A 24646-nucleotide genomic window follows, 5' to 3' on the forward strand; every position below is an offset into this window, starting at 1 on the left:
GCCCCATCGCGCACGCCGCGGAAATGAAAGCTCAGCGGTCAGGCACGAACACGGTGCCGAGCGCAGCCGGCGCGGTCGAGCCGCCGGTGCGCGCGCGGGAGAGCAGGACCAGCACGATGACGGTCGCAAGATAAGGCAGCGCCGACATGAACTGCGAGGGGATGCCGACACCCCAGCCTTGGGCGTGCAACTGCAGGATCGTCACCGCGCCGAAGAGATAGGCGCCGACCACGAGCCGGCCCGGCCGCCAGGACGAGAACACCACCAGCGCCAGCGCGATCCAGCCGCGGCCTGCGGTCATGCCGGGAATGAAGAACGGCGTATAAGCGAGCGGCAGATAGGCGCCGGCCAGGCCGGCACAGGCGCCGCCGAACATCACGGCGAAAGTGCGGATGCGCAGCACGGGATAGCCGAGGGCATGTGCGGAAACGTGATTGTCGCCGCAGGCGCGCAGGATCAATCCCGCCCGCGTTCGGTACAGGAACCACCAGACGCCGGCGATCAGTGCGACGGAGAAGTAGACGAAGCCGTCCTCGCCGAACAGCACGCGGCCGATCAGCGGGATGTCCGTGAGGCCGGGAATGGCGAGATGCACCGCCGGCGCGATGCGCTCGCCGACGAAGCGGGCGCCGATCAGGCCGGAGAGTCCAGCGCCGAGGATGGTGAGCGCAAGGCCGGTCGCAACCTGGTTGACGGCGAGCCCGAGCGTCATCAGCGCGAAGATCAGCGACATCAGCGTGCCCGCGACAATGCCGAACAGCGCGCCGATGAAAATCGATCCAGTGAGCCAGGCGCCGGCAAAGCCGCAGGCCGCGCCAACGATCATCATGCCCTCGACGCCGAGGTTGAGCACGCCGGAACGCTCGGTCACGAGCTCGCCGGTCGCCGCGATCAGCAGCGGCGTCGACGCGGCGAGCACCGCGAGGATGATGGCCTCAACCAGCTCCACGAGTCACCTGTCGGCTCGAAAACACCAGCTTGAAACGATAGAGGATCAGGGAATCGCAGGCGAGCACGTAGAACAGCAAAATCCCCTGAAACACCTTGGTGACGTCCAACGGGATCTTCATCGCGATCTGCGCCTGCTCGCCGCCGATAAAGGTCAGCGCCAGGAAAAGGCCTGCAATCAATATCCCAAGCGGGTTCAGCCGGCCCAGAAAGGCCACGATGATCGCGGTAAAGCCGTAGCCGGGCGATATGCCGGGCTGGAGATGCCCGACGGGACCTGCGACCTCGATGATTCCGGCGAGGCCCGCGAGCGCGCCTGATACTGCGAAGGTCAGGATGACGAGCTGGTTGGCATTGAAGCCGCCGAAGCGTGCGGCGCGCGGCGCCGCACCGACGACGCGGATCTCGAACCCCTTGATGGTGCGCGCGAGCAGGATCGCCGCTACCGCCACGACGAGCAAGGCGATGATCGAGCCGAGATGCAGCCGGCCGCCTTCGATCAGCAGCGGCACCGTCGCTACGGGATCGAACTCCGCCGTGGTCGGGAAGTTGAAGCCGTGCGGATCGCGCCAGGGCCCGCGCACGAGATAGTCGAGGAAGAGGTCGGCGACATAGACCAGCATCAGGCTGGTCAGGATCTCGCTGGCGCCGAACTTCACCTTGCAGATCGCCGGGATCAGCGCATAGAGCGCGCCCGCGGCGGCCGCGAGCACAAACATCGCCGGCAGCACCCAGCTCCCGGCATCGGTGCCCTGCGTCTTCACCGCGATCCAGCTTCCGGCGACCGCGCCGATCAGGAATTGTCCTTCGGCGCCGATGTTCCAGGCATTGGCGAGATAGCAGAGCGACAGCCCGGTCGCGATCATTACCAGCGGAGTCGCCTTCACCGCGATCTCCTGAAGCGAATAGCCGTCGGTCAAGGGCGCGATGAAATAGGCGTGCAAGGCGAGCAGCGGATTCTTGCCGAGGATCGCGAACAGGATGACCATGGTCGAGATCGTGAGGCCGATCGCGATCAGCGGAGAGACGAGGGCGATTGTGCCAGAGCGTTCGGCGCGCTTCTCAAGCACCAACTGCATGCGCGGCCTCCTTCGGCTCCAGGCTGCTGCCGCCCATGAGCAGGCCGAGCTTTTCGCGGCTCGCTTCGCTCGCTGCAAGCGGTGCGGAGAGCCGGCCGTGGAACATCACAGCGATGCGGTCGGCGATCTCCGTGAGTTCGTCCAGATCCTGGCTGGTCACGAGCACGGCGGCGCCCGCTGTTGCGAGATCAAGCAGCGCCTGGCGTATCACTGCGGCGGCGCCGGCATCGACGCCCCAGGTCGGCTGGCTCACCACCAGTACTGCGGGGTTGCGCAGGATCTCCCGGCCCACGATGAACTTCTGCAGATTGCCGCCGGAGAGGGATGCTGCTTCCGGGTCGCGCTTGGCCTTGCGCACGTCGAACGTCTCAGTCGCGCGGTCGACGGTCTTGAGCGTGGCGGCGGTATCGATGAACCCGCGATGGACCATGCCGCTGGCCGCATGACCGGTGAGCAGCGCGTTCTCCGAGAGCTTCATGCGTGGCGCCGTGCCATGGCCGAGCCGCTCCTCGGGCACGAAGGCCGCACCCAGCTTGCGCCGCTGGGTGATCGAGAGATGGCCGGCGGCGATACCTTCGATCACGAACGTGCCCGGGTCCTTCGACAACCGCTCACCGGACAGCGCGGCGAACAATTCGTCCTGGCCGTTGCCGGCGACGCCGGCGATGCCGAGGATTTCGCCGCCCTTCAACTCGAAGGAGATGTGTTCGAGCCGTACGCCATGTGCTTCGCTGGGGGCCAGCGACAGATCGTTGACGACGAGCCGCGGCACGGTGGTCTTGCGGCCGGATGCCGCCTTCACCTCCTTGATCTCGCCACCGACCATCATGCGCGCGAGAGAGGCGGCGGTCTCGAGCCTGGGATTGCAGGTCGCGACCTTCCTGCCACCGCGCAGGATCGTGGCGGTGTCGCAGAGCCGCTTCACCTCCTCGAGCTTGTGGCTGATATAGAGGACAGCGCGGCCTTCGGCCTTGAGCCGCTCCAGCACGACGAAGAGCTGGTCGGCTTCCTGCGGCGTCAGCACCGCGGTGGGCTCGTCCAGGATCAGGAATTTCGGATCCTGCATCAGCACGCGGACGATCTCGATGCGCTGGCGTTCGCCGACCGACAATTGCCAGACCTCGCGCCGGGGATCGAGCGGCAGTCCATAGGTCTTCGACACCTGCTCCAGCCGCGCCGACATGTCCTTGAAAGACTCCTTGCCGTCGAGGCCGAGCGCGACGTTCTCGGCGACGGTGAGATTGTCGAACAGCGAGAAGTGCTGGAACACCATGCCGATGCCGCGGCGGCGCGCGTCCGAGGGACCGGACAGGATCATGCCCTCGCCTTGCCAGCGGATCTCGCCGGCGCTGGGCTGGATCAGCCCGTAGATCGCCTTCACCAGCGTCGACTTGCCGGCGCCGTTCTCGCCGAGCAGCGCGTGGATTTCCTTCGGCCAGATATCGATGTCGATGGAATCGTTGGCAAGGAAATCGCCATAGCGTTTGGTGAGCCCGATCGCCCGCAGCAGCGGGGACTCGCCGGAATTCAGGCTGTCACGTGTCGAATCCAACATTCGTTGATGCGCTTGCATGGTGAAGTGCCCCAATAGTGGGCCAGTTTGAACCCCGGCGTAAGGTGTGAAAATGCGTCATCCCTTGCTCAACGCTTTGGCAGGCGGCCGGGACTGGCGGCTCGCTTGTTTTCGCCGGTGCGAAGAGACGTCCGTCCCGCGGGCGCTGTTGCAGATTTGTGACGGTCCAAGCCAGTAGAAACCGCAAACTACTTCGTCCATACGCCCTCGTGCAGCGCTTCGGCTTCATCCTCGAGCAGCGGACCTACGACCTCGGTCGGCCGCTGGCCGCTGGCAAAGACGTCGCGGCAGGGCAGGTCGAGGGTCGGGTTCTCCGGATGATTGCCGGTGACGCCGCGCAGGCGATGCTCGCTGAGGCCGTAAACGACGCGGCCGATTCCGGCCCAGTAGATCGCGCCGGCGCACATCGCGCAGGGCTCTGCCGAAGAATAAAGCGTCGCCGTCGCCAGCACCTCGCGGCTGAGCGTGCTGCAGGCCTGCGTCGCCGCGAGACGTTCGGCATGCGCGGTGCCGTCGTGCTCCGGCATGTAGCCGTTCTCGGCCTCGATCAGCACCTTGTCGTCCGCGACGACGATGCAGCCGAACGGATGATTGCCATGGGTGAGGGAGCGGCGGGCAACCGCGAAGGACAGGCGCAGGAAGTGCTCGTCCCGTTGGGATGCGCCGGTCATCAATCCTCCGCCGTCATTGTTTCCGCTGTGCGCCGGCCGACTTGGGCAAGATCGGCCTCGCTCGGCTCGTGTTTCATACACGAATCTACCGGAACCGGCAGGCCGGAAAGTCATCCGGGAGAAATACGAATCAGGCAAGCTCCGGGCGGTGGCCGCACCATCGGAGTTACTTTAGCCTCCATATGAATAGCGATATCTCGTTGCCTTCAAATCACGGAAACCGATTCTACCAGGGTGCGGCTGCGACGTTTTTCGCCAACGCCCTCCAGGCGGTCAATTTTCTCGGGGATCGGTTCCTGAGAGAATCGCATCATTCGTTGTCGGCCATCGAGGACCTCTACCGGCACTCGATGGACAGCGCCTTTTCGGTGACCGAGGCCTTCCTCGTCACCGGCGCGCCGCACGCATCCGCCTATTATCCCCGCGACTTCGCCTGGTTCTATCCCGATGTCCTGGACCCCGAGACCATCATGGATGCACAGGACGCGGTGCGGCGGGCTCGGCTACTCGACAAGAGCGTCCGTTTGTTGCTGGAGGCGGTTCGCGCCGGCGTGGTCACGACGACCATCGTCCCGGCGGGGCGTCGTCGATATCTCGGCGTGAATTACTTCTCGCGTCCGTCGGATACGCTGCTCGGCATTCTGGCCGGCCTGCAACAGATGATCTCCGCCGATCAGAGGGCGCCATCCTATCTGGCGATGTCTCAATGCGCGCATGCCGGCCGCCTGCTGCTGGCCGAGTATGGCGGTGACCTGAAGCGTGCGATCCTGCAGCTCGCAAGCGAGCTCGAGCCACTCGATGACGGCGGCAGCAGGTATTTGCTGTGTGACACAAATGCACCTCGCTCCGCCGCAACGGATACCCGTGCCGAGCGCCGGCGCTTCGTGACCAATGCTTGCGTCCATACGACCTTCGTGTGGAGCGTACAGCTCGGGCTGGTCGACGAGATCGAGCTGAAGCGGCTGCTCGGGTGCGACCTTGCGCAGTACAAGAAGGATCTGCTCCGTCTGTTCGGCAGGGACGGATATGTCAGGCATTCCCTGGATGGTCCGGCGAACTCACCGGCGTCTTCGGTCGCGCTGGACTTCGTCAGCGTGCATCGCGGCTTCTGGGATCTGAACGATGCGAGCGAGCGGACGCTGTTTGCCGCCACCGCGGATCTCATCATTGCGGAGCCGCGCTTTCGCATCCCCAGCACGTTCCATTTCCTGGTGTCCGTGGATAATCCGCGGACCAAGGTGATCCACAAGATTGCGGCGCCCGCCTATCAGGGACGCTCCTCCTGGCCGACGTTCAACGTCGAGTTCGCCGATCGCATGCTGGACTACGATGAATTGTCGGGGAGCGATACCTACCGTTCCTGCGCGCAAGGCGTATTGAAGGACATTCGCACCGCGACCGAACTCCACGGCGGATATCAGGAACTGATCTCCGAGCACGGTCTGAAATATCGCACCTGGGCCTATAAGGGCGCGGTGGCTCACTCGTGGTTTCCGCGTTTCCTCTCCGTCTGGAGAAGGGCGTATGGATCGCCTCTCCTGCAGTGGAATGGCTGACTGGTGCGGTGATGTGCCAGCGGAGGAACGGCGCAGATGATCAGCGCGAACCTGTCACGCCACGAGATCCAGCAGCCGGCACGATCCGCGCACGAGCACCTTGCGGCCGGCCGGTGTCATCGCTGGCACGCCGTCCTTGATAACGACCAAGCCGAGTTCGACAAGGCCTTCGATGAGATAGGACTTCGACAGGCGACCGTTCGACGGTGGGTTGCGAAGCGTGCGCAGAGCTTCCCATTGGTCCGGTGCAAGTTCGACGTCGGAATCGCTGTTCATGTTGCCTCGCGCGATGGGACCGTTGGCGCCTCTGTTAGCGACGCCGCATGAAGACCGTGCGACGACAATGAGTCGGGAATTCGGTGAGCCGTTTAGAACGTCTCTTCACAAATTGCCGCGCTTCGTTGCGATACGAGAGCGAGATCACTCGATCGCGAACCGTGCCGGCGCGGCGATCACCAATTGATGATCTGCGGTTGATGCTGCGCTGCAAGCTACCGCAGCGCATGGGAAGTATCGCTGTCCCATTCAGTGTCGCGAGATGCCTGGAAATCATGAGGCGAGCAGTCCGGGATTCTGCTACGTTGATTCCCGGGGAATGACTTCACACGGCAGGAGTGGAGTGCATGAACAGGCTGGTTGAAATTCGCAGTCAGGAATCCCTGTGCCGGGAGCGTGCATCGCTCGATTTCGAACGCCGGATTTTCTGGCTCGCGCAAGCCGAGGAATGGGAGCAGCGCGCGCTCGACGAAATCGCCTTTCACTTCCGGGAGTGTAACGTCGGCCAGGCGGAGCTTGCGCGAAACTGACCTTTCGCAACCGAGGTTTGGCCGCGAGCGGGACCTACTGGTAAGTCGCCACGATATCGGACACGGCGCGCTCGAGCTGCTGCGCGGTGGCGCATTGGCGCACGACGCTGCAAAAGGTGGCGTAACGCGGCATCTCGGAATCGCCAAAGCCCCAGGCCAGCCGTCCTTCGGGATTGAGCCAGACCAGCCGCTTCGAACGCTCGGAGATGCGGCGCAGGATGTCGGCGCGCGGGTCGAGATTGTTGCTGCGGGCATCGCCGAGCACGATCACCGTGGTCTGCGGCGTCAGCGCGCTCATGAAATCCTTCTCGAAATCGACCAGCGAAGAGCCGTAGTCGGACGAGCCGAAGCCGACCTTTGACATGATCTCGGCCATCGCCTCTTCCGGCGAGTTCTTCTCCAGGATCTCGCTGACCTCGATCATATGCGAGGAGAACGCGAATGAGCGGACGTCGTCGACCACCTCGTGCAGCGAGTGGATCAGCAGCAGGAAGAAGTCGGAGACCTGTGCGACCGAGCCGGAGACGTCGCAGAGTGCCACGATCTTGGGCCTGTCGCGATGCTTGCGCTTCCATGCGGTGAGGAACGGCACACCGCCCCAGGCCGCGTTGCGACGGAGCGTGCGGCGGACGTCGAGATGACCGCGGCGCTGGCGCTTGCGCGGCTTCGAATAGCGCTCGCGCAGGCGGCGCGCGATCTGACGGATGAGGGCGCGCATCTCGGCGACCTGGCGGCGCTCGATGCGCGCAAGCGGCGCGTTGCGCAGAATCTCGTGGCGGAGATTTTCGGCCTCCTCGCGGGCGTAGAGCGCAAGCCCTTGGGAGACCGTGTCGCGCACCGCTTCGCGCAAGGCATCAAGCGCAGCGCGCAGACGCTCGGCCAGTGCCGGATTGGTCGCGGTCAGCTCGTCGAGATCGTCGCGCAGGCGCTGCAGACCCATGGCGTCGAGGATGCGGCTCGAGAAGATGCCGCGCTGGGTGGAGTAGCGGATATCCGACAGGGAGGCAGCCCCGGAGGCGCTGGCGATGGCGGCTGCGATCGCATTGCGATCCTGCGACAGCAGCATCTGCGCAAGCGGGCCTAACTCCTGGGGAGGCTGACCTTCGCCTGCTTCGCTGGCCGAGCCGGAGGAGGGCGACTGATCCGAATCCTGCGGGGCGTTCTCGTCGCTGTCGGCCTCGGGCTGATCCTGCCGCGGCTCCGGCTGGCTGAAGAACAGGTCAAAACAGTCGCCGAGTGCGAGCTTCTCGTCCTGAGACTTGGCAAGCGTCAGCAGCAGGGAGTCGCGCAGGATGGCCCGGTCGGAAAAGCCGACCTGCTTGACCGCGCGCATCGCATCGATGCTTTCCGCAGGCGAGACGTGAACGCCGACGCCCCGGGCCGCCCGAAAGAAACGATGGAGATTCTCGCGCATCGGCGTCAACCGAAGACGTTGGACCGCGCCGCCTTGGCAATGAAGGTCGTCACCTGCGGCCTTGCTGCCTCGATGTCGGCTTCGTATTTCAGGAGCACGTTGAGCGTGTCCTTGACCATCTCGGTGTCGAGCTCCGTGGCCTGGAGCAGCACGAGAACGCGCGCCCAGTCGATGGTCTCGCTGACCGACGGTAGCTTCTTCAGATCCAGCGAGCGGATCTCATGGATGAAGCCGACCATCTGCCGACGCAGTGTCTGCGAGATGCCGGGCACACGGCTTTCGACGATGCGCTCCTCGAGCCGCTGCTCGGGGAAGCCGATATGCAGATGCAGGCAGCGCCGCTTCAAGGCGTCGCCGAGGTCGCGCTCGCTGTTTGAGGTGAGGATCACGGTCGGCGGCGTGATTGCGGAGACGGTGCCGAGCTCGGGGATCGTGACCTGGAAGTCGGACAGGATCTCCAGCAGCAGCGATTCAAACTCCGCGTCCGACTTGTCGATCTCGTCGATCAGCAGCACGCAGCCGCCCGGCTGCTCCAGCGCCTGGAGCAGGGGACGCGGCTCGACGAATTCCTTGGAGAAGAACACGTCGCCGAAATCGTGGAGCTGGTCGAGCGCGGCATGCAGCGTCTGCGCGCCGCCGAGAACTTCGCCGAGCTTGTCCTTGAGGATCTGGGTATAGAGAAGCTGCTTGGCGTATTTCCACTCGTACAGCGCCTTGGCCTCGTCGAGGCCCTCGTAGCATTGCAGGCGGATCATCTTCATGCCGCGCCAGGCCGCGATCGCCTTGGCAAGCTCGGTCTTGCCCACGCCCGCGGGGCCCTCGACCAGGATCGGCTTCTCGATCTGCTGCGACAAATAGACGGCGGTCGCGATCTGCCGGCTCGCGATATAGCCCTGCGCGGCGAGGCCGCTCTCCACTGCCTCGATCGAGGTCGAGGCCTTCTGTTCAGCCACGAAAGGGCGCTCCCAAAGGTCTTGCTTGAGGCTTGTTCTGCCTGCGTTCCCCGCAAAGAACAAGCCTCGTTTGGGAGGCATCAGACCCGCGTGAACGGCGTTTTTCCGCTTAGCGCAAATAGTCGAGCGGTTCGCCGTTCGCGCAATCAGTGCCGCAGCAGCTCCGGCTTGCGGATGGTCTGTCTGACCTCGGCGCCGCAATCGGCGCATTCATAGACAAAGTCGATCTTGGCAAGGCTCCAATGCGGTTCGACCTCGCGCACATACATCGGCAGAAACCCCATGCAGGTGGGACAATTCACGGGCGCGATTTCGACATCCTGATGATGCTGTACATAAGCTGGCATCTCGGCTCTCCTTCGCAGGCGACCACCAAACCCCGCTGGAAAGCTACTGCCGGTTGCTCCAGGCGCGTCATCAACTCTTTCGAACAGAGATGGAACGGCGGAGGTTTGTCGCTCGCTGTGACATTCTTGTTACGTGTCTGTACTGTAACGGGCGGACCGAACGCCTATTTCTCCGGCCAATCCGCTTTTTCGGATTTCCACTCAACGATAAGGGAGCAATGCCCATGACGCATGCCATTCGTTTTCACAAGACCGGCGGACCGGAAGTCCTGGTCTGGGAGGAGGTCAGCGTCGGCAAGCCCGGTCCGGGCGAGGCGCGCATCCGCCACACCGCCGTCGGCCTCAACTTCGTCGACATCTACAACCGCTCGGGCGTGTACCCGGCGCAACTGCCGAGCGGGCTCGGAAGCGAGGCCGCCGGAATCGTCGAGGAGGTCGGCCCCGGCGTCACCGATCTGAAGCCGGGCGATCGGGTCGCTTATGGCGCCTCGCCGCTCGGTGCCTATTCCGAGGCGAGGCTGATCCCTGCGGACCGCCTGCTGAAGCTGCCCGACGGCGTCGACGACAAGACCGCGGCGGCGATGATGCTCAAGGGGCTCACCACACAATATCTGATCCGGCAGACCTATCGGGTGAAGGCCGGCGATACCATCCTGCTGCATGCCGCGGCCGGCGGCGTCGGTTTGATCCTGGGCCAGTGGGCCAAGCATCTCGGCGCGACCGTGATCGGCACCGTCAGCAATGACGAGAAGGCCAAGCTTGCCAAGACACATGGCTGCGACCACGTCATCATCTACACGCGCGAGGATTTCGTGAAGCGGGTCGACGAGATCACGGGCGGCAAGAAGGTCCCGGTGGTCTACGACTCCGTCGGCAAGGATACGTTCCTGAAATCGCTGGATTGCCTGGCGCCGCTCGGCGTCGCCGCGCTGTTCGGTGCGTCCTCGGGCGCGGTCGAACCGCTCAATCTCGGCCTGCTGGCCCAGAAGGGCTCGCTCTACGTCACCCGCCCGACGCTGTTCACCTACGCCGCCAAGCGCGAAAATCTGGTCGCGATGGCGAATGAACTGTTCGACGTCGTCAAGTCCGGTGCGGTCAAGATCGAGGTGCACCAGACCTATCCGCTGAAGGACGCCGCAAAGGCGCATGCCGATCTCGCCGCACGCAAGACCACGGGATCGACCGTTCTTCTGGTGTAGGTCCGGCCGGATGGTGGCGCAGGCTATCCGGCCTGCGTCACGTCCGTTCGTGCTTGCGCAGATCGCGGATGTGGTCGAAGCGGAAGGTCTGGAGATCGACATCCTCCGGCGGGATCTGGGGCAGGGCGGCCTCGGTCAGGATGGCCTCGGTGACGTCCTCGACCGAATTCCCGGCAATCTCGTGGATGAACGAGACGTTCCGGTATTCACCCGAGGCGATGCGGGAGATGACTTCTCGCCTCGTGATCTCAGGGTCGACGATCGCCTCGCGGCCCCTCCGTCCATAGTCGATCATCACGACGAAATACTGCATGGAAAAACGACCCTGCCGCGCCCCGTTGCGGGAGCACGGCAGAGTATTTCTGAAAAACGGAATCAAGTCAAGAAGAATTTCTATAAAAGCGAAATCGGCTGACCGAAGCTCTTCACTTCCCCTTCTTGCGGGGGCGCGCCGACTTCGCGCGCAGCCGCTCGAGCTGCCCTTTGGGCATCGACAGGCAGATCTCCCCGACCCATTCCAGCTTCACGCCGACGATCGGCTTGGCATTGAAGCTGGTGAGATTGACGACGGACGGGCTTTTCCCACGCTCGATCGTCTTCAAATAGCGTTCGCCGGTCTTGAGCCGGACCACGGCCTCTTCGCCGTAGAAGCTCGACAGCGGATGGCGCTGGTCCTTATAGACCACGATCACGTCGCCGCTCTCGTATTTGGGCAGCATCGAGTCCCCCACGATCTCGAATGCGACGGTTTCTTCCATGATCGGGAAGGGCAGCGCGATGTCGCCGAGCCCCTCCGGCGGAACCTGCTCGTAATCCGGCTCGATCACGGCGCCGGCGCCGACGCGGCCCATGATCGGCGCGAGATTGAGCTCGAGATATTCCATGATCGGAATGATTTCCGAGGCCTTCACCAGGCGTTCGCCGCCGAGGATCTCCGAGACTGCGCCGGGCCGCACGCCCATGGCCGCCGCCAGGCCGCCCTTGCTCTTGCCCGTTTTCTCCAGGCCCCGCTCGATCATTGCAACGTCCAACATGGTGATTCCCTCGATTGCGCACCGGTCCGGCTCTTGTAATCCGAAATTCGGAATTGTTGCAATTATGAATATCAGAATTATCGCTTGACTTGATCTTCGGAATACCGGAATGTGTGTTTCGCCTCCGGTCGTTCGATCAGTTGAGGCCGATCACAGGACAGCAATATGGAACCGGGCCATTGGCCGTCGGAGCACTCCGACGCGCTTCGCGACTATTTTTTCAAGGGCATGTCTTACGCGGAGATCGGACGACAGATTAACGCAAGGTTTGGAACGGCTTACACGCGCAATGCGGTGATCGGCCGCGCCAAGCGGCTCCGGCTCGTGATACCGGAATGGATAGCGAGCCCGTCGATCGCCCCGCATCTGCCGGGTGAGGCACCGGTTTCGCCGCGCCGCGCGGTGTTACCGAACCTGAATGTGCCGCCGAAGTCCGCAATGAAGCCTGCGGTGCCGGTGAAGTTGCGCTGCGTCGGCGTTCAGCCCCGCCTGGTCCAACTGGTCGAACTCGGGCCGGCCGACTGCCGCTATCCCTATGGGGGCGACAAGGACGGGGAGGAGATCGCCTTCTGTGGTCATCCCTGCCAGCCGGGCTCCAGCTATTGCGCGCCGCATGCGCGCCTGACCCGCCGCTCCGGTGCTGCGTCCGCCCGAATCCCCGGTCCCGTCGTGCTGAGGCTGGTGTCTGCGGCCTGAGTTCGTGGTCCCCGTTCCATCGTCAATTTCGCAAGGAGTATCCGAGTGGCTCGTGTCCGACGCAACAAATCCTACAAATTGGCGCAGATCTACGATCGGCGCTCCCGCGAGGTGCCGTTCAATGCCGAAGTGGCGGAGGTCGAGGTCGACAATCCGCTGGCTCTCGATTCCGGTGAGAAGATCCTGGCCATCCGGTCGATCCGTGGCGATCCCCTCGGCCGGCTGCACGCACACCACCAGGTCGACGAGGCGCAATACCTTGGGGGGCGCGCCTTCCAGAGCGATTGGGAGAGGGCGGAGCGGGGTCCTCAGGCGATGGACCCGACGACGGAATATGTCGACGGTGCGCGCATGCGCGAGCCCGTCACCGAGAGCCAGCGCCAGGCGGTGTTGCGGCTGAACCGGGTCGAACGCGAACTCGGCACCGACGGCGCCGCACTGGTGCACGACGTGCTCGTGCTGGGCCTGACCATGGATCAGATCGGGCAGCGTCGCGCCGTCCGGACACAGCGCTGGAACGACTATTTTGCACGGCGTTTTCGCGAATGCCTGGACCGGTTGGCGCTGATCTACGGCTTTGCGACGGAAACAGCGACGCAACGGGCACAGCGGCGAAGATGAAGACGGCACGCCGGCAGGCTCGGCTGCTGGCGTGCCGGTCCGTTGCCCAAAACGCGATGAATCGCCGTCGCGCTTTACGTTGTCGTGATCTTCTCGGAAAACCGCTGCGCACTTTGCGCTAACGCGGCCCTCCGGGGCCGGATCATGCTCTAGGGATGCGGTACGATCTGGTAAGGCGTCGTATAGGGCTCGACACGGAGTGAGGTGTTGGCCAAAAGTCCGATCTTGGCGGTCGGCGCCTGTTGCAATTCACCGTTCGGGCCGCGATGCACGTTGTATCGCCAGACCGTGAGATCGCCTTTCTGCGCCAGCGCATGCGCAACCGCGCTCGCATCGTTGCCTCCGAGCGCCTGAAGCTCCTCCGCCGACAATCCGACCACGATTTCGTCCTTGACGGTGATGATCTTGAACAGGTTCATCTTGGTCTCCTGCGCCCATGCGCCTTGCATCGAGAGGGTGAAAAGCGCGGCCGCGGCGCCCTTGATGAGATCGCAGCGAGAAATCATGCCGTCGTCCTTTGGTGCTGAGGCGCCCGAATCGAAGAGTCTTCAGCCATGGCGCCGTCGTCTGCGTGGCCGTGTCGCAACGGCTTGGTCGTTCGTTCGTGGACAACGGTTCATGGCCGAGAGCATTTCCGGACCAGTGAATCCCGATGCGACAACCCAGCCGGGATCAGGAGATCGGCTGTGAGATCCATCTTCATTTCGCCGTCGGTACAACCGCTAGGGTTGGACTCAACAATTGCGTGTATGCGCTGGAAGGCGCCGAATTCGCAGCCAACGTCCATTCATGTCGGAAACGAGCCGAAACGTTGCGCCGATTGACAGCGACCGCGGCTGTGTGCGTGATTGATGCCGCTTCTTGACGCAGGTGGGTGACGGCGGTCGATATTCCTGTTATCCGGAATTGCCATGGTGCGATGCAGACGAAGCATCGCTACAGCCATTGATGGACTTGTCGGAAGGGTTGTTTGTTGACATAATTGCAACCCTCTGGTTGAGCTCGTGGCTTGGATAGTTCGTTCAGCGTGCCAACCGGTCGGGGCCATCCGGTCGAGAGTTCGTCGCGATAGGGCTGTTGTGGCGTCTGGTCGTGGCGTCCGGTTCTCGAATGGATCACAAAGGCCGATGCTTGTCATAGGTGCGAGATGAAGAACCTCAATTTCGCGGCTGAACTGCACCTCAAGCTCGGCGCTCCTGCAAGCGGTACGGTCGAAAGTCTGCGGCTGCTCCGTGCGTTCCTGAAGCTCGCGCCTCGACAGCGTTTCGAGGTCATCAAGCTGGTCGAAGACCTCGCCACCGAAGAAGCTCTTCCCGAGCACCCCTTGTCCTGAGCCCGGGACGCGCGCCGGCCTTGGGCCCTTCGTTTCCTGCTTCGTTTTCCTGCCGGAGCCGGTCTCCGGCGACATTTCCACCGAGGCTGGCGCTGGAAGGCGATCCGGCAAGTGTGGTATTCAGTTGGGAAAACGGGAGGAGTGCGACCATGATCGAACCGAAGCTCGAAGTTCCGGCCGAACTGCGCGACCTGGCCGAGAAGACGATTGACCAGGCGGAGAAAGCATTCGGGATGTTTTTCGAAGCCGCCACCAAATCAATGTCGTCCGTTCCTGGCGCAGGGACGGAGGTGTCGAAACAGGCGCTGGTTTTCACCGAGCAGAACATGAAGTCGGCCTTCGAGCATGCGCGCAAGCTCGTTCATGCCACCGACCTCCAGGAAGCGATGCGAATCCAGTCCGATTTCCTGCGTAGCCAGTTCACCAGCGCCGGAGATCACATGCGCCAGATGACCGGCAGTCTCATGCAACCGGGCAAGGGCAAGTCCTGAGGCTCGGCTTGTGCACAGCGTGCCCATAAATTGAACTTGCATGGCGTGGCGATCCGCACTTCGATGCTGGTGCGGATCCATGCCGGGCCACCGAATGAGCTCATTCGCCGTCTGGCATCTCTTCTGCTGATCCCTGTCGGTCCTCCGGCAGGGATTTGCATTTCTGGCAGATGTGGTCCCCGGCGGCTGCCGCTTCACGCCTTGCGCTAACGCGGTCCTTCGGGTCCGGATCGTGCCCTAGCGCAGCGATGCGATGTAGGCGGCGATGTCGCCGGCTTCGGTCCGGCTCAGGGGGAAGTTCGGCATCTTCGGGTGCGGATCGAGCAAGAAGAAGGCGAGCCTCTCCGGATTGAAGTCCTGCCTGCGCGCGACGGCGACAAAGGAGGGGACGTCGGCACTCGCCTGAGCCTGGCCGTTCGCGACGACATGGCAACTCGCGCACCAGCGCTTGGCGAGATCGGCACCGTGATTGGCATCGGCTGCGAGCGCCGAGGACGTGCCGACGCTCGAGGTTACGGCGAGCAGCACGCAGATTCGTCTCAAATGCTGGTGCATAGGGTAACCTTCATGCATTCGTCGGCGGCAAAGCTCATCCGCAGCACGACCCTGGAAATTGCGAGAGATCAATGCGGGCGATGATCGACCGCAGCAGCTTGCGGACCGAACGGTAGAGATGCCGCACGGGTGTCGGCATCCTCGCCGCGGGCAGGCCTTTGGTATCAAGACTTTCGATATAGTGCGACACGTGTCTCTCCGAGGCCATGCGGCTCTTCTACCCCGCCGCCCCGGAACCGCCTTGATCTGCCGCAAAGCGCCCGCCGGCTAATAGTCGCCCGGATTCATGATCATCGGGCTCTTCGTGTCAGCCGGCGCAAGCGCGCTGCTGGCGCTGTCACGCAGGAAGCGGTCAAGCGTTTCCTGGATCTTCTCCTTGACCGCGTTGGGGCCGCGATCGCTCATCTCCGTGTGCTGCGCGCCGGTGTGGACGATGTCGATACCACGCGCCTTGGCCTCTTCCGGCGTCGGCAGCACGCCGGGATCGGTCACGAAATGCGGGTCTTTGGACCTGAACGACAGGATCCTCATGCCGTCGCTGAGCACGAAAGGTACCCGCAGATTGTCGAGAGTGATCACCTTCGACACCAGCTCCGGGTGCTGGTGGGCGACATACATCGAGACATCGCCGCCGTTGGAATGGCCAACAAGGGTGATGTGGTCGTAGTCGACGTTCTCCAGACGCCTCTTCAATTCGCCCAACACGAAAAGAATATTGGCCTCACAGCGGATATAGACGTCACGCCGGCCGACATATTGCTGCCCGACGAGGGTCATCAACGGCGGATCGCTCGGCAGGTCCTGCTGGATGCTGACAACCAGATAGCCCCGCGCGGCGAGTCCGTTGGCGAGGAATGAATATTCGGTGGCCTTGACGGTGTTGCCGTTGCTGATGATGGCGAGGGGCAGCTTCCAGAGGCCGAGATTGGCCTTGGTCTCGTAGTCGCGCCGCACGGCCACCTCGACGGCGATCGGCCGCTGACGCGAGGCATCGAACAACGCAAGGGCCTCATGGCGGATCGCGAACCGGCTGACGAGGAAATACTCCCCGACGCCGAGGACGCAGAGAAACGCCAGGATGGCAAACACCCTCTTCATGGTTTCGTCTCAATCACGTTCGGCTGAATATGGTCATTGGGAACTCCCGGATCGAGCGATCGTGAGCAGGTTACGGGATTAAATTCAGGCAAGTTTGTGAGCAAGGCCGCAGAAGGGCCGCATGCCCCGGGGGGACTACGTTGCGAACGGCGGCGGAGGGCTAGAGACAGCCGGATTTGCCGCGTTCGGGGCAGAGCCGGAATGCGCTCGACAACGTGAGCAGGAAGCGGGGACTGCGGCGCGTGTTGTCCGGTGCCCGGTAGCTCAAGGGCACGGCCACGCCGAGATCGGCCTGTAGATCGTCCGGCAGGAAGAAGCGCACACCGGCTCCGGCCGATGTGAGCGACAGACCCTCGCTCAGGCGGTAACCGTGGTTCCAGACGGCGCCGGCGTCGCCGAAGGCGTAGAGCTGATAGCCGGTCCAGTAGCGGAAATTGAGCTTCTGGTCGAAGCGCAGTTCGAGCGAGCCGGCAAGGCCGTTGTCGCCGCTGATCTCGGCTGCGCCGTAGCCCCGGCCGAAGGCCGCACCCCCGAGATAGAACTGCTGCGAGGTGAACAGCGGCCGCGACGCCGTCTGGCTCGCCGCGGAGAGCTTGAGCGACCAGGCATCGTTGAGCGTCTGGTAGCGCGTGAACCAGAGGTTCAGCACCGAGAAGTTCGACGAGGCGCCGTTGCGCGACACCAGATCGTCGTTGAAATGCGAAGCGCCGAAGACGTCGAGGCCCTGGCGGTAGGTCAGCGTTGCGAAATTTGTTCCGCCGAAGTGATCCTGCAGCCTGTAGTCGGCGGTCAGGCTCGCTGTCCTGATGTGGTCATTGTACCAGGGGCCGTACAGGTCGTGCTCGGACACGTTGCTGAAGCTCGCCGCCGCAGTCAGCGTGAGCGTGGACGATTGCGATTGCAGCGGAACGACGCCGGCGCGCAGCTCGAAGGCCTCGGTCGTCGTGATGTCGCTGTCGAGGCGACGGGCATCGCCCGGCCGGACCGCGCTGTACAGGACGGAAGCGCCGAGACGTACGCCGTCGACGCCGACGGGCACGTCATAAGACAGCCGCGCAAAGCCGAGCTCGCGAGGATCGTTGGCGATCGTCGACAGGTTGACCGCCAACGTGTCTCCCGGCGCGAGATAGGAGTTGAACGCGCCGGTGGCATAGGTCTGCCAGGGCCCGACCGGGGATGATCCGAGATTGTCCAGACCGAACGAGGAGAAGACGTGCCAGGTCTTCAAATGGACTGTGAGTCTGAAGCGGCCGGATGCGCCGCCGATCTCCTCGAGCGCGGTATCGGTGATCCGGGTGCCCGGCCTGCCATTGATGAGGAAGAGCTGGCGTTCGAGCGTCGGCAGGCGCGACGGCTGCTCGGCCAGAACCGGTCCGAGCATCGGCCTGACGCCGAACTGCTCGGCGCCGTCGCCTTTCAGCTCGACCTGCACGATGGCGCCCTCGATCACCTGGATCCGGACCCCGCCATCCGCAATGTCCTGCGGCGGCACGATGGCCCGGCTCAGATGGAAGCCGTCGGCGCGGTAGAGATCGCTGATCGCGCCTGCGATCCCGGCGAGATCCGCCTGCGAGACTTTCTTGCCGACATACGGCTGATAGACAGCGGCAAGGCGATCGGGGGAGACGGCGTGGGCACCGCTGATATTGATGCAGCGCAGCACGAATTGCGGCTTGGTGTTGCCACCGGTGTTGGGCTGGTCGACCGACGGCAGCCTGACCGGCGGACGGCTCAGCGTTTCCCGTTCGGTTTGGTTTTCAAAGTATTTCTCGGGCTGGCGCGGATCGAAACCCGGCTGGTTCGCCTGTTGTGCGAAGGCTTGGGAAACTCCCGCAAAAATGGGAGCCAATAGCGCCAGCGCGGTAATGAGATGCCGCCTCTCGACGCACGCGGCGAGTCGTTCTCCGTAGTTTGACGGAGAGACTGCCGCGGGGCGGTAAGAGTTCATTAGCTGCATGATTTTTCATAGTTTTTTATGGTCAATGATTGGTTAAGGTGGCTGCTCCGCTGCCCGTCTCCCGCTAATTCTCTCTTGAGTGATTTCGGATACGCCTCAGGTCCGGCTGTAACGCGGACTGAGGGTTGTCATGCTCGACAGAATTGGAATGCGGTGCGCCTTCGCGGCGGCACTGATCCTGGGAATGGCTTCCGGTGCGTTCGCTGCGGACGATGGTGTCTGGTCGGTCAGCAAGTCGACCGGCGAGGTGTGGATCGCGACCGACGGGGCGCAACAGGTTTCGCTGAACCCGGAAGAGACCCTCAAGCCCGGCAATACCATCCGCACCGGACGTAATGGCCGGGTGCTGCTCGTCCGCGGCGAGGAAACGATACTGATCGCTCCCAACTCCGTGGTCGGCTTGCCGGCGGAGAAGAAGGAGGGCCTTTCGACCACGATCATCCAGCAGGCAGGTTCGATCCTGCTCGAGGTCGAGAAGCGCAACGTCAAGCATTTCGAGGTCGAGACGCCCTATCTCGCCGCCGTCGTCAAGGGAACGAAGTTCAGTGTCACGGTGGAGGCCGGCAGTACCAAGGTCGGCGTGCTCCGCGGCCAGGTCGAGGTCTCCGACTTCAGGACGGGACAGATTGCCCAGGTCATGCCGGGACAGGCGGCCACCGTCTCCGAGCACGGCAAGCCTGGCCTCAGCCTGAGCGGTGCGGGCACGTTCAATCCCATCGAGCATGGCAAGCCGCGCGCTCCGACGGTCGAGCGCATTCCCGTGCCGAAATCAGGCCTGACGGCGCCGCGCAATGCCGGGAACGGCCATGCAATCCACGCGCTCGGTCCGGTCGATAAGGGCAGCAAGGCGGCCGGAGCTGACACCCTCAAGGGCGGCGGAAGCCCCAAGCCCGGCGTCGTGCGCATCTCGAGCTCGCTCGGCGAGGTCAAGCTGAACGTCCACAAGGCCACGCGCGGGCTGGCCCACGGCGTCGATGCTCCCGGTCAAGTGCGCAGGGCGAATGCGAGCACCGGAAGCCAGGCGACGGTCTGGAGCGACGGCAAGACCAATCCGACCGGATCCAACAGCTCTGTCCAGACCGCGCTCACGACCAGCGGAGGTGCGACGGCCGGCAATGGCGCCTCGCATGCAGGAGCGGCGATCGCTGCAGCAACAGCCGGCGCATCGAGCGACAGCCCCGGGGCCGACAACGCAAATGGCGGTGGCAACAACGGCAATAACGGCCACGGCAACAATGGTGCCACCGGCAACGGCAGGGGCAACAACGGCAACGGCAATGGCGGCGGCAATGGCAGCAACGGCCATGGCGTTGCCCACGGCAGACGCTGAGACGGTTTTCTCGGGAAATGAAGGGGGCGCTCCCATTGCAGAGAGCGCGCGGGAGGATCGAAGTGAAACGCTATCGGCCGCATATTCTCGTCGTGATCGCGCTCGCGATCGTGCTGTCCACGGGATGGCATGGCGCGCTACGCAACGCGCTCACCGATCTGCGGTTCAGCTGGCAATCGCGTGCGGCCAGCGGCAATGTCGTCGTGGTGGCCATCGATGCACCCTCCATCGATCGGATCGGGGTGTGGCCCTGGCCGCGCCAGCTGCACGCGGATCTGCTGCACAGGCTCGAGGCTGCGGGAGCCGGGGACATCGCCTTCGATGTCGATTTCAGCACGCCGTCGGATCCGGCTTCCGACCAGGCCTTCGTCAATGCGCTACGCGAGGTCGGGGGCTCGACGATCCTGCCGTCCTTCAAGCAGCCGTCGCCGAACGGTGGACCGGCGCACGTCAATCGCCCACTGAAGCCGTTCGCCAACCAGTCCTGGCCGGCCCTTGTGAACGTCGCAGTCGAATCCGACGGGCTCGTTCGCCGCTATCCGTTCGGAGAAAGGCTCGGCGATGCCTTGATGCCGTCGATGGCCGTCGTGCTGGCCGGGCAGGACGCCAATCGGCGGCCGCCCTTCCTGATCGATTTCGGCATTCGCGCAACCTCCATTCCGAGCGTATCCTATGTCGACGTGCTGCGCGGCGATACCGCTGCCCTCGCCAAGCTGAGGAACAAGAAGATCATCGTCGGTGCCACCGCGCTCGAGCTTGGTGACCGGTTCAGCGTTCCCAACGGCAAGATCATCTCGGGGCCGGTCCTCCAGGCGCTGGCCGCCGAATCGATCCTTCAGGGCCGGATGCTGCGCTGGACGTCCGATGTCGGCATGATTCTGGGCCTGGGTTTGATCTGCCTGCTGATGGTGTATTCGTGGCGCCGCGTCGCACCCGGAATTCGCGTCGCTGTCCTCATCGCCCTCGGAGCGGCCGTCGAATTGATTGCAGGCCTCGTGCAGGCAAGATGGCCCCTCGTCATCGACACCTCGCTATTCCACATCGCGATCATCGCCTATCTGGCCGCGATTGCGCTGGACGAGATCGATTTTCGCGGTCTGCTGGGACGCATCGCCGAGAGCCGCTTTCACCGCATCGCGATGTCGCTCGGCGACGGCCTCGTCTGCACCGACGAGGAGCACCGGATCACGGTCTGGAATCCGGGCGCGAGCGCGATCTTCGGCTACACGCCGGCCGAGATGATCGGCCGCCCGTTCGAAACGCTGTGCGCTGTGGCGAGGGACGGCAATGCAAGCCCGTCCATGCACGACGCCGCGCGCCAGGCGCTTCTGGTTCCGGGCGGGGCGGTCGTGGTCGAGTTCGAGGGCCGGCGCAAGAATGGCGAAACCTTCTCCGTCGAGGCGAGCTTCTCGGGCTGGCAGGGAACGGATGGCTTTCAGTACGGCGCGATCCTGCGCGACATCTCTGTGCGCAAACGCGAGGCCGAACGCGTCAAATATCTTGCCGAACACGACGTGCTGACCGGTCTTGCCAATCGCAACGCGCTGCATGCCGGACTGGTCGGCATGATCGCGGATGCGGAGCGACAGCCTCGCGAGGTCGCGTTGCTCGTGATCGGGCTCGACGGCTTCCAGCAAATCAACGACATGCTTGGGCATGCGGCCGGAGACCTCGTGCTGCGGGCGGTCGCGCAGCGTCTGCGGACAGAAGTCGATGGCAAGGCGGTCGTTGCCCGGCTCAGCGGCGACGAATTCGCCATCGCGCTCGATGGTGCAGAGGCGGGCGAGCCGATCGCGGCAATCGCCGAGCGGATCGCGTACGCGTTCGAAGCGCCGCTTGCGACGGGCGCGCGGCAGCACCGCGTCAGGATCAGCATCGGAGTTGCCGTCTATCCTGAAGGCGGACACAACGCTGACGAACTCCTGAGCAACGGCCATCTCGCGCTGAGCCGTGCCAAGGCGACGCGGCGGGGCAGCCATGTGCTGTTCGAGGCTGCGATCAGGCAGGAGCTGGAGAACCGGCTGACGCTGGAGAGCGAGTTGGCGCTTGCCGCAGATCGCGGTGAGTTCGAACTATTCTACCAGCCCCAGGTTCGTCTGCTCGACGGCAGCCTCGTCGGGGCCGAAGCGCTCATCCGCTGGCGACATCCCGTGCGCGGCTACGTCTCGCCTGCGGAGTTCATGCCGGTGGTCAACAGCTCGGCACTGTCAGAGCGGATCGCGAACTGGGTGATGGAGACCGCCTGCCGTCAGGCGCGTGCCTGGGAGTTGTCCGGCAACGGCGTGCGCGTCGCGATCAACCTCTCGCCCTCGCAGCTTGACTCCGGCGATCTCGCACATTCTGTTGCGGCACTGCTCGAATCGACGGGGCTCGCGCCCTCGCTGCTAGAGATCGAGGTCACCGAAGACATCCTGCTCCATGACGAAAGCCGCGTGCTCGACATGTTCAAGCGGATCCAGCAACTGGGTGTCCGCATCCTGTTCGACGATTTCGGCACGGGCTATGCGAGCCTGAGCTATCTGAAGAAATTTCCGCTCGACGGGCTCAAGATCGACAGGTCGTTCGTGTTCGGCCTGCTCGCGAATTCCGACGATGCCGCGATCGTCGGCTCGACAATCGGGCTCAGCAAGCAACTCGGCCTCACGGTCGTGGCTGAAGGCATCGAGAACCGCGCAACCGCCGACTTCCTGGTCAGCATGGGATGCGAGGAAGCGCAGGGATATTTCTTCGGCCGTCCGATGCCCGCCGAGGCATTCGAAAAGCAGTTTCTGGCGGCCGAACTCGAAGCTGTCAGCGCCGCCTGAGCAAGTGGCGGCGGTCTATCTCCGCCGCGCGATTGCCATCCCGAAGAGGAACGCGACGAACAGACTGGCGAGCGGCGCTTCGCGCGTGATCGCCGAGACCGTCGCGAGGGCTCCGCCGGGCTTGCGCGATTCCTCGATCGTAGACGTCAGACGGCCGACTGCTGCGTGCAGGCCGCCGGCGACTTCACCGATCGTGCGGGAGACATCGGCTGCCGTATCGATGGCACGCTCGGCCGCGCCGGGTTGCGAAGTGGACTGCGGTATCTCGGTGCTCAAGCGCGCGACTCCAAGCCTGATGATGGAGGCCGACACCTTTGGCTATCCGCGCGAGCGCTCGTTTTGAACAGCGGGTCGGATGACCTTTGGCTATCCGCGCGAGGCGCCGTGGTTGACGGCGGGTGCCGGCCTTGGATGAGCAATTCAGCGCACGGGATTTTGTTCCGAGATGATTCGGCGATCGAAGAGGTACCCGGGAAACGACGGGTGCGAATCTCTGTTAGGCTTGCTCAACCTTGTGACGTGAGGAGGCAGCCGTGACCGATCGGACCGTGACGGATCGCGCCCGGCGCATCGCCTTGCTCGGCGCCCCCATCGACATGGGCGCGTCGCAGCGCGGCACCTTGATGGGTCCTGCGGCGCTGCGGACCGCGGGCCTTGCGACCCTGCTCGAAAGCCTGGATTTCGAGGTCGCCGACTACGGCGATCTTTCCGTAAGCGATGTCCGGGACCTCGCCGACAGGCCGCCGGAAAGAGCCAATCACTACCGCGAGATCCAGCGCTGGACGCGCCTTCTGAGCCAACGCGGCCATGAGATCGCGAAGACGGGCGCGTTGCCGATCTTCCTCGGCGGCGATCACACGCTGTCGATGGGTTCGGTCAATGCCATGGCGCGCCATTGGCAGGAACGTGGACGCGAGTTGTTCGTGCTCTGGCTCGATGCCCATGCCGACTACAACACGCCGCAGACGACGATTACCGCCAACATGCACGGCATGTCGGCAGCGTTCTTGTGCGGCGAGCCGGGCCTCGACGGCCTGCTTGGCGACGATCCGCGCGCTTCGATCAGCCCTGACAGGCTCGATCTGTTCGGCGCGCGTTCGATCGACAAGCTGGAGAAGGAGCTGATGCGGGCGCGCCAGATCAGGGTGGTCGACATGCGCCAGATCGACGAGTTCGGCGTCGCCGTTTTGATCCGGCGGGTCATCGAGCGCGTCAAGGCCCGCAACGGCGTCCTGCACGTCAGCTTCGACGTCGATTTCCTCGACCCGTCCGCGGCGCCGGGCGTCGGCACCACGGTGCCGGGTGGCGCGACTTATCGCGAGGCACACCTGATCATGGAGCTGTTGCACGATTCAGGGACGGTCGGATCGGTCGATATCGTCGAGCTCAATCCCTTCCTGGACGAACGCGGCCGGACGGCGCGGACTGCAGTCGAGCTGATCGGCAGCCTGTTCGGCCAGCAGATCACCGACCGCCCGACGCCGAGCAACGCGATCGCTCCGGGCGAGTGAAGCGGCGGCTGACAAAGCCGGTGAGCTTCGATCTCCTGAAGCAGGGGATGGGTTTGGGTTGAACGGATTGCCGCAGCCTGTTCAAGGGCGGCGTCTCTCTCGATGTCGCCGCTTCCAACAGGAAGGGAACATTTGCGCAATTGCCAAGTTTTCCCGGTGCCCTTCCCCAAGGGTGACCCCGATGGCCCCAGCTCCGATGTCCCCATAACCCCGCGAGCTGGGGCCTCTTTTTCCCCAGACCGGACGGCGGCGCGGCCGGACCTTGCCGACGCGTTATCTTTCCGGCAGTCGCCAATAGAGGCGGACACCATGAAATGGATGCTTGTGGTCCTGGTGGGTGGCGTCGCGCCGGTTAATAGCAATCTCGTATTCGACAGGTTCGCCGATTGCCTTTCGGCCGAGGCGCAGATGCGACAGCATTACCTGGATGCGTTCGATGCCTGGGACCGTTTGGCCGCAGCGAGAATTGACCGGCGCAGCGACTACAAGAAGGCCCGCGATCTCGAGGCGAAGAGGTTGCTGAGCAACGTTGGCACCTGCGTGCCGCACGGCGGCGGAGATTCCGTTGCGCCGACGGAGCCGCCCAAGCCGTCCGCCGCGCCTTCTCAACAACCTGCCGCGCCGTCGCAGCCACCCCCTCGAACCTAGCGAAACGCAGCGCCTCATCGAA

27 protein-coding genes are annotated in these 24646 nt (G+C 63.8%); 11 read left to right on the forward strand and 16 right to left on the reverse strand.

What is annotated here, in order from left to right:
• Positions 1-31: 31 nt before the first annotated feature.
• From RX330_RS12060 to RX330_RS12075, 4 genes are all read right to left on the reverse strand, one after another.
• A complete protein-coding gene (locus RX330_RS12060; protein ID WP_212090548.1) occupies positions 32-949 on the reverse strand; it encodes an ABC transporter permease in 918 nt (305 codons plus the stop codon).
• Positions 936-2027 carry an ABC transporter permease gene (locus RX330_RS12065; RefSeq protein ID WP_317243159.1) on the reverse strand — a complete coding sequence of 364 codons (1092 nt, stop codon included), beginning with the start codon at positions 2025-2027 and terminating at the stop codon, positions 936-938. Before RX330_RS12065 ends, RX330_RS12060 begins: the two co-directional genes overlap by 14 nt.
• Positions 2011-3600, reverse strand: coding sequence for an ABC transporter ATP-binding protein (locus RX330_RS12070; RefSeq protein ID WP_375848875.1), 1590 nt, complete (start codon positions 3598-3600; stop codon positions 2011-2013). Before RX330_RS12070 ends, RX330_RS12065 begins: the two co-directional genes overlap by 17 nt.
• A gap of 188 nt (positions 3601-3788) precedes the next feature.
• Positions 3789-4271: a nucleoside deaminase gene (locus tag RX330_RS12075; protein WP_317243161.1), complete on the reverse strand. Its 483-nt coding sequence runs from the start codon at positions 4269-4271 to the stop codon at positions 3789-3791.
• Between the two features lie 182 nt (positions 4272-4453).
• Between RX330_RS12075 and RX330_RS12080 the strand changes: the two genes are divergently transcribed.
• On the forward strand, positions 4454-5827 hold the full coding sequence (locus RX330_RS12080) for a hypothetical protein (protein WP_317243162.1): 1374 nt from the start codon (positions 4454-4456) through the stop codon (positions 5825-5827).
• A gap of 54 nt (positions 5828-5881) precedes the next feature.
• Here RX330_RS12080 and RX330_RS12085 read toward each other — a convergent pair whose 3' ends face one another.
• On the reverse strand, positions 5882-6103 hold the full coding sequence (locus RX330_RS12085; protein WP_317243163.1) for a hypothetical protein: 222 nt from the start codon (positions 6101-6103) through the stop codon (positions 5882-5884).
• 347 nt (positions 6104-6450) lie between these two features.
• Between RX330_RS12085 and RX330_RS12090 the strand changes: the two genes are divergently transcribed.
• A complete protein-coding gene (locus tag RX330_RS12090; protein ID WP_317243164.1) occupies positions 6451-6633 on the forward strand; it encodes a hypothetical protein in 183 nt (60 codons plus the stop codon).
• A 34-nt stretch (positions 6634-6667) separates the two neighbouring features.
• Here the strand turns inward: RX330_RS12090 and RX330_RS12095 are convergent, their stop codons facing one another.
• The 3 genes from RX330_RS12095 to RX330_RS12105 all read right to left on the reverse strand — a co-directional run bounded on the left by RX330_RS12095 (position 6668) and on the right by RX330_RS12105 (position 9347).
• Positions 6668-8047, reverse strand: a complete 1380-nt coding sequence (locus RX330_RS12095; protein ID WP_317243165.1) for a vWA domain-containing protein — start codon at positions 8045-8047, stop codon at positions 6668-6670.
• Between the two features lie 5 nt (positions 8048-8052).
• The gene (locus RX330_RS12100; protein ID WP_212090584.1) at positions 8053-9000 is read right to left on the reverse strand and encodes an AAA family ATPase; all 948 of its coding nucleotides are present in this window, start codon (positions 8998-9000) and stop codon (positions 8053-8055) included.
• Between the two features lie 146 nt (positions 9001-9146).
• Positions 9147-9347: a hypothetical protein gene (locus RX330_RS12105; protein ID WP_027545881.1), complete on the reverse strand. Its 201-nt coding sequence runs from the start codon at positions 9345-9347 to the stop codon at positions 9147-9149.
• A 224-nt stretch (positions 9348-9571) separates the two neighbouring features.
• Here RX330_RS12105 and RX330_RS12110 point away from each other — a divergent pair, with 224 nt between their 5' ends.
• Positions 9572-10546, forward strand: coding sequence for a quinone oxidoreductase family protein (locus RX330_RS12110; RefSeq protein WP_212090586.1), 975 nt, complete (start codon positions 9572-9574; stop codon positions 10544-10546).
• 37 nt (positions 10547-10583) lie between these two features.
• Here the strand turns inward: RX330_RS12110 and RX330_RS12115 are convergent, their stop codons facing one another.
• Both RX330_RS12115 and RX330_RS12120 read right to left on the reverse strand, forming a co-directional pair.
• Entirely contained in the window at positions 10584-10859 is a 276-nt protein-coding gene (locus tag RX330_RS12115; RefSeq protein ID WP_212090588.1) for a hypothetical protein, read from the reverse strand.
• Between the two features lie 112 nt (positions 10860-10971).
• Positions 10972-11580: a helix-turn-helix transcriptional regulator gene (locus RX330_RS12120; RefSeq protein ID WP_041748162.1), complete on the reverse strand. Its 609-nt coding sequence runs from the start codon at positions 11578-11580 to the stop codon at positions 10972-10974.
• A 165-nt stretch (positions 11581-11745) separates the two neighbouring features.
• On the opposite strand from RX330_RS12120, the gene RX330_RS12125 reads away from it, so the two are divergent.
• Both RX330_RS12125 and RX330_RS12130 read left to right on the forward strand, forming a co-directional pair.
• The gene (locus tag RX330_RS12125) at positions 11746-12276 is read left to right on the forward strand and encodes a GcrA family cell cycle regulator (protein ID WP_212090590.1); all 531 of its coding nucleotides are present in this window, start codon (positions 11746-11748) and stop codon (positions 12274-12276) included.
• A 45-nt stretch (positions 12277-12321) separates the two neighbouring features.
• Positions 12322-12897 (forward strand): hypothetical protein, encoded by a 576-nt coding sequence (locus tag RX330_RS12130; protein WP_212090591.1) that lies wholly within the window; start codon positions 12322-12324, stop codon positions 12895-12897.
• A gap of 149 nt (positions 12898-13046) precedes the next feature.
• Here the strand turns inward: RX330_RS12130 and RX330_RS12135 are convergent, their stop codons facing one another.
• Complete coding sequence (locus RX330_RS12135; protein WP_317243166.1) at positions 13047-13403, reverse strand: hypothetical protein; 357 nt, start codon at positions 13401-13403, stop codon at positions 13047-13049.
• 641 nt (positions 13404-14044) lie between these two features.
• Between RX330_RS12135 and RX330_RS12140 the strand changes: the two genes are divergently transcribed.
• Both RX330_RS12140 and RX330_RS12145 read left to right on the forward strand, forming a co-directional pair.
• The gene (locus RX330_RS12140; RefSeq protein WP_007601490.1) at positions 14045-14230 is read left to right on the forward strand and encodes a hypothetical protein; all 186 of its coding nucleotides are present in this window, start codon (positions 14045-14047) and stop codon (positions 14228-14230) included.
• Positions 14231-14379: 149 nt separating this feature from the next.
• Positions 14380-14721 (forward strand): phasin, encoded by a 342-nt coding sequence (locus RX330_RS12145; RefSeq protein ID WP_094972645.1) that lies wholly within the window; start codon positions 14380-14382, stop codon positions 14719-14721.
• Between the two features lie 237 nt (positions 14722-14958).
• On the opposite strand, the gene RX330_RS12150 is transcribed toward RX330_RS12145, so the two are convergent.
• The 4 genes from RX330_RS12150 to RX330_RS12165 form a co-directional block, all read right to left on the reverse strand.
• The gene (locus tag RX330_RS12150) at positions 14959-15276 is read right to left on the reverse strand and encodes a c-type cytochrome (RefSeq protein ID WP_212090595.1); all 318 of its coding nucleotides are present in this window, start codon (positions 15274-15276) and stop codon (positions 14959-14961) included.
• A gap of 34 nt (positions 15277-15310) precedes the next feature.
• Positions 15311-15466, reverse strand: a complete 156-nt coding sequence (locus RX330_RS12155; protein ID WP_317243167.1) for a hypothetical protein — start codon at positions 15464-15466, stop codon at positions 15311-15313.
• 77 nt (positions 15467-15543) lie between these two features.
• On the reverse strand, positions 15544-16374 hold the full coding sequence (locus RX330_RS12160) for an alpha/beta hydrolase (RefSeq protein WP_212090597.1): 831 nt from the start codon (positions 16372-16374) through the stop codon (positions 15544-15546).
• A gap of 160 nt (positions 16375-16534) precedes the next feature.
• Positions 16535-18331 (reverse strand): ShlB/FhaC/HecB family hemolysin secretion/activation protein, encoded by a 1797-nt coding sequence (locus RX330_RS12165; protein ID WP_317243168.1) that lies wholly within the window; start codon positions 18329-18331, stop codon positions 16535-16537.
• Between the two features lie 130 nt (positions 18332-18461).
• Between RX330_RS12165 and RX330_RS12170 the strand changes: the two genes are divergently transcribed.
• Positions 18462-19661: a FecR family protein gene (locus tag RX330_RS12170; RefSeq protein WP_317243169.1), complete on the forward strand. Its 1200-nt coding sequence runs from the start codon at positions 18462-18464 to the stop codon at positions 19659-19661.
• 62 nt (positions 19662-19723) lie between these two features.
• Entirely contained in the window at positions 19724-22465 is a 2742-nt protein-coding gene (locus RX330_RS12175) for an EAL domain-containing protein (RefSeq protein WP_317243170.1), read from the forward strand.
• A 15-nt stretch (positions 22466-22480) separates the two neighbouring features.
• Here the strand turns inward: RX330_RS12175 and RX330_RS12180 are convergent, their stop codons facing one another.
• Positions 22481-22741, reverse strand: a complete 261-nt coding sequence (locus RX330_RS12180) for a hypothetical protein (RefSeq protein WP_212090616.1) — start codon at positions 22739-22741, stop codon at positions 22481-22483.
• Positions 22742-22998: 257 nt separating this feature from the next.
• Between RX330_RS12180 and rocF the strand changes: the two genes are divergently transcribed.
• Together rocF and RX330_RS12190 are read left to right on the forward strand one after the other, a co-directional pair.
• Positions 22999-23976: an arginase gene (gene rocF, locus RX330_RS12185; RefSeq protein ID WP_212090619.1), complete on the forward strand. Its 978-nt coding sequence runs from the start codon at positions 22999-23001 to the stop codon at positions 23974-23976.
• Positions 23977-24285: 309 nt separating this feature from the next.
• Positions 24286-24624 (forward strand): hypothetical protein, encoded by a 339-nt coding sequence (locus RX330_RS12190; RefSeq protein ID WP_317243171.1) that lies wholly within the window; start codon positions 24286-24288, stop codon positions 24622-24624.
• Positions 24625-24646 lie beyond the last annotated feature (22 nt).

Source organism: Bradyrhizobium sp. NDS-1 (genome assembly GCF_032918005.1).
In the GTDB taxonomy this organism is placed as follows: domain Bacteria; phylum Pseudomonadota; class Alphaproteobacteria; order Rhizobiales; family Xanthobacteraceae; genus Bradyrhizobium; species Bradyrhizobium tunisiense.

Excerpts from the sequence above, each read along its gene's own strand:
- RX330_RS12065 (WP_317243159.1), bottom strand. The coding sequence starts at position 2,027 with ATGCAGTTGGTGCTTGAGAAGCGCGCCGAACGCTCTGGCACAATCGCC.
- RX330_RS12070 (WP_375848875.1), bottom strand. The coding sequence starts at position 3,600 with ATGCAAGCGCATCAACGAATGTTGGATTCGACACGTGACAGCCTGAAT.
- RX330_RS12075 (WP_317243161.1), bottom strand. The coding sequence starts at position 4,271 with ATGACCGGCGCATCCCAACGGGACGAGCACTTCCTGCGCCTGTCCTTC.
- RX330_RS12080 (WP_317243162.1), top strand. The coding sequence starts at position 4,454 with ATGAATAGCGATATCTCGTTGCCTTCAAATCACGGAAACCGATTCTAC.
- RX330_RS12085 (WP_317243163.1), bottom strand. The coding sequence starts at position 6,103 with ATGAACAGCGATTCCGACGTCGAACTTGCACCGGACCAATGGGAAGCT.
- RX330_RS12090 (WP_317243164.1), top strand. The coding sequence starts at position 6,451 with ATGAACAGGCTGGTTGAAATTCGCAGTCAGGAATCCCTGTGCCGGGAG.
- RX330_RS12095 (WP_317243165.1), bottom strand. The coding sequence starts at position 8,047 with ATGCGCGAGAATCTCCATCGTTTCTTTCGGGCGGCCCGGGGCGTCGGC.
- RX330_RS12105 (WP_027545881.1), bottom strand. The coding sequence starts at position 9,347 with ATGCCAGCTTATGTACAGCATCATCAGGATGTCGAAATCGCGCCCGTG.
- RX330_RS12110 (WP_212090586.1), top strand. The coding sequence starts at position 9,572 with ATGACGCATGCCATTCGTTTTCACAAGACCGGCGGACCGGAAGTCCTG.
- RX330_RS12115 (WP_212090588.1), bottom strand. The coding sequence starts at position 10,859 with ATGCAGTATTTCGTCGTGATGATCGACTATGGACGGAGGGGCCGCGAG.
- RX330_RS12120 (WP_041748162.1), bottom strand. The coding sequence starts at position 11,580 with ATGTTGGACGTTGCAATGATCGAGCGGGGCCTGGAGAAAACGGGCAAG.
- RX330_RS12125 (WP_212090590.1), top strand. The coding sequence starts at position 11,746 with ATGGAACCGGGCCATTGGCCGTCGGAGCACTCCGACGCGCTTCGCGAC.
- RX330_RS12135 (WP_317243166.1), bottom strand. The coding sequence starts at position 13,403 with ATGATTTCTCGCTGCGATCTCATCAAGGGCGCCGCGGCCGCGCTTTTC.
- RX330_RS12140 (WP_007601490.1), top strand. The coding sequence starts at position 14,045 with ATGAAGAACCTCAATTTCGCGGCTGAACTGCACCTCAAGCTCGGCGCT.
- RX330_RS12145 (WP_094972645.1), top strand. The coding sequence starts at position 14,380 with ATGATCGAACCGAAGCTCGAAGTTCCGGCCGAACTGCGCGACCTGGCC.
- RX330_RS12150 (WP_212090595.1), bottom strand. The coding sequence starts at position 15,276 with ATGCACCAGCATTTGAGACGAATCTGCGTGCTGCTCGCCGTAACCTCG.
- RX330_RS12160 (WP_212090597.1), bottom strand. The coding sequence starts at position 16,374 with ATGAAGAGGGTGTTTGCCATCCTGGCGTTTCTCTGCGTCCTCGGCGTC.
- RX330_RS12165 (WP_317243168.1), bottom strand. The coding sequence starts at position 18,331 with ATGCAGCTAATGAACTCTTACCGCCCCGCGGCAGTCTCTCCGTCAAAC.
- RX330_RS12170 (WP_317243169.1), top strand. The coding sequence starts at position 18,462 with ATGCTCGACAGAATTGGAATGCGGTGCGCCTTCGCGGCGGCACTGATC.
- RX330_RS12190 (WP_317243171.1), top strand. The coding sequence starts at position 24,286 with ATGAAATGGATGCTTGTGGTCCTGGTGGGTGGCGTCGCGCCGGTTAAT.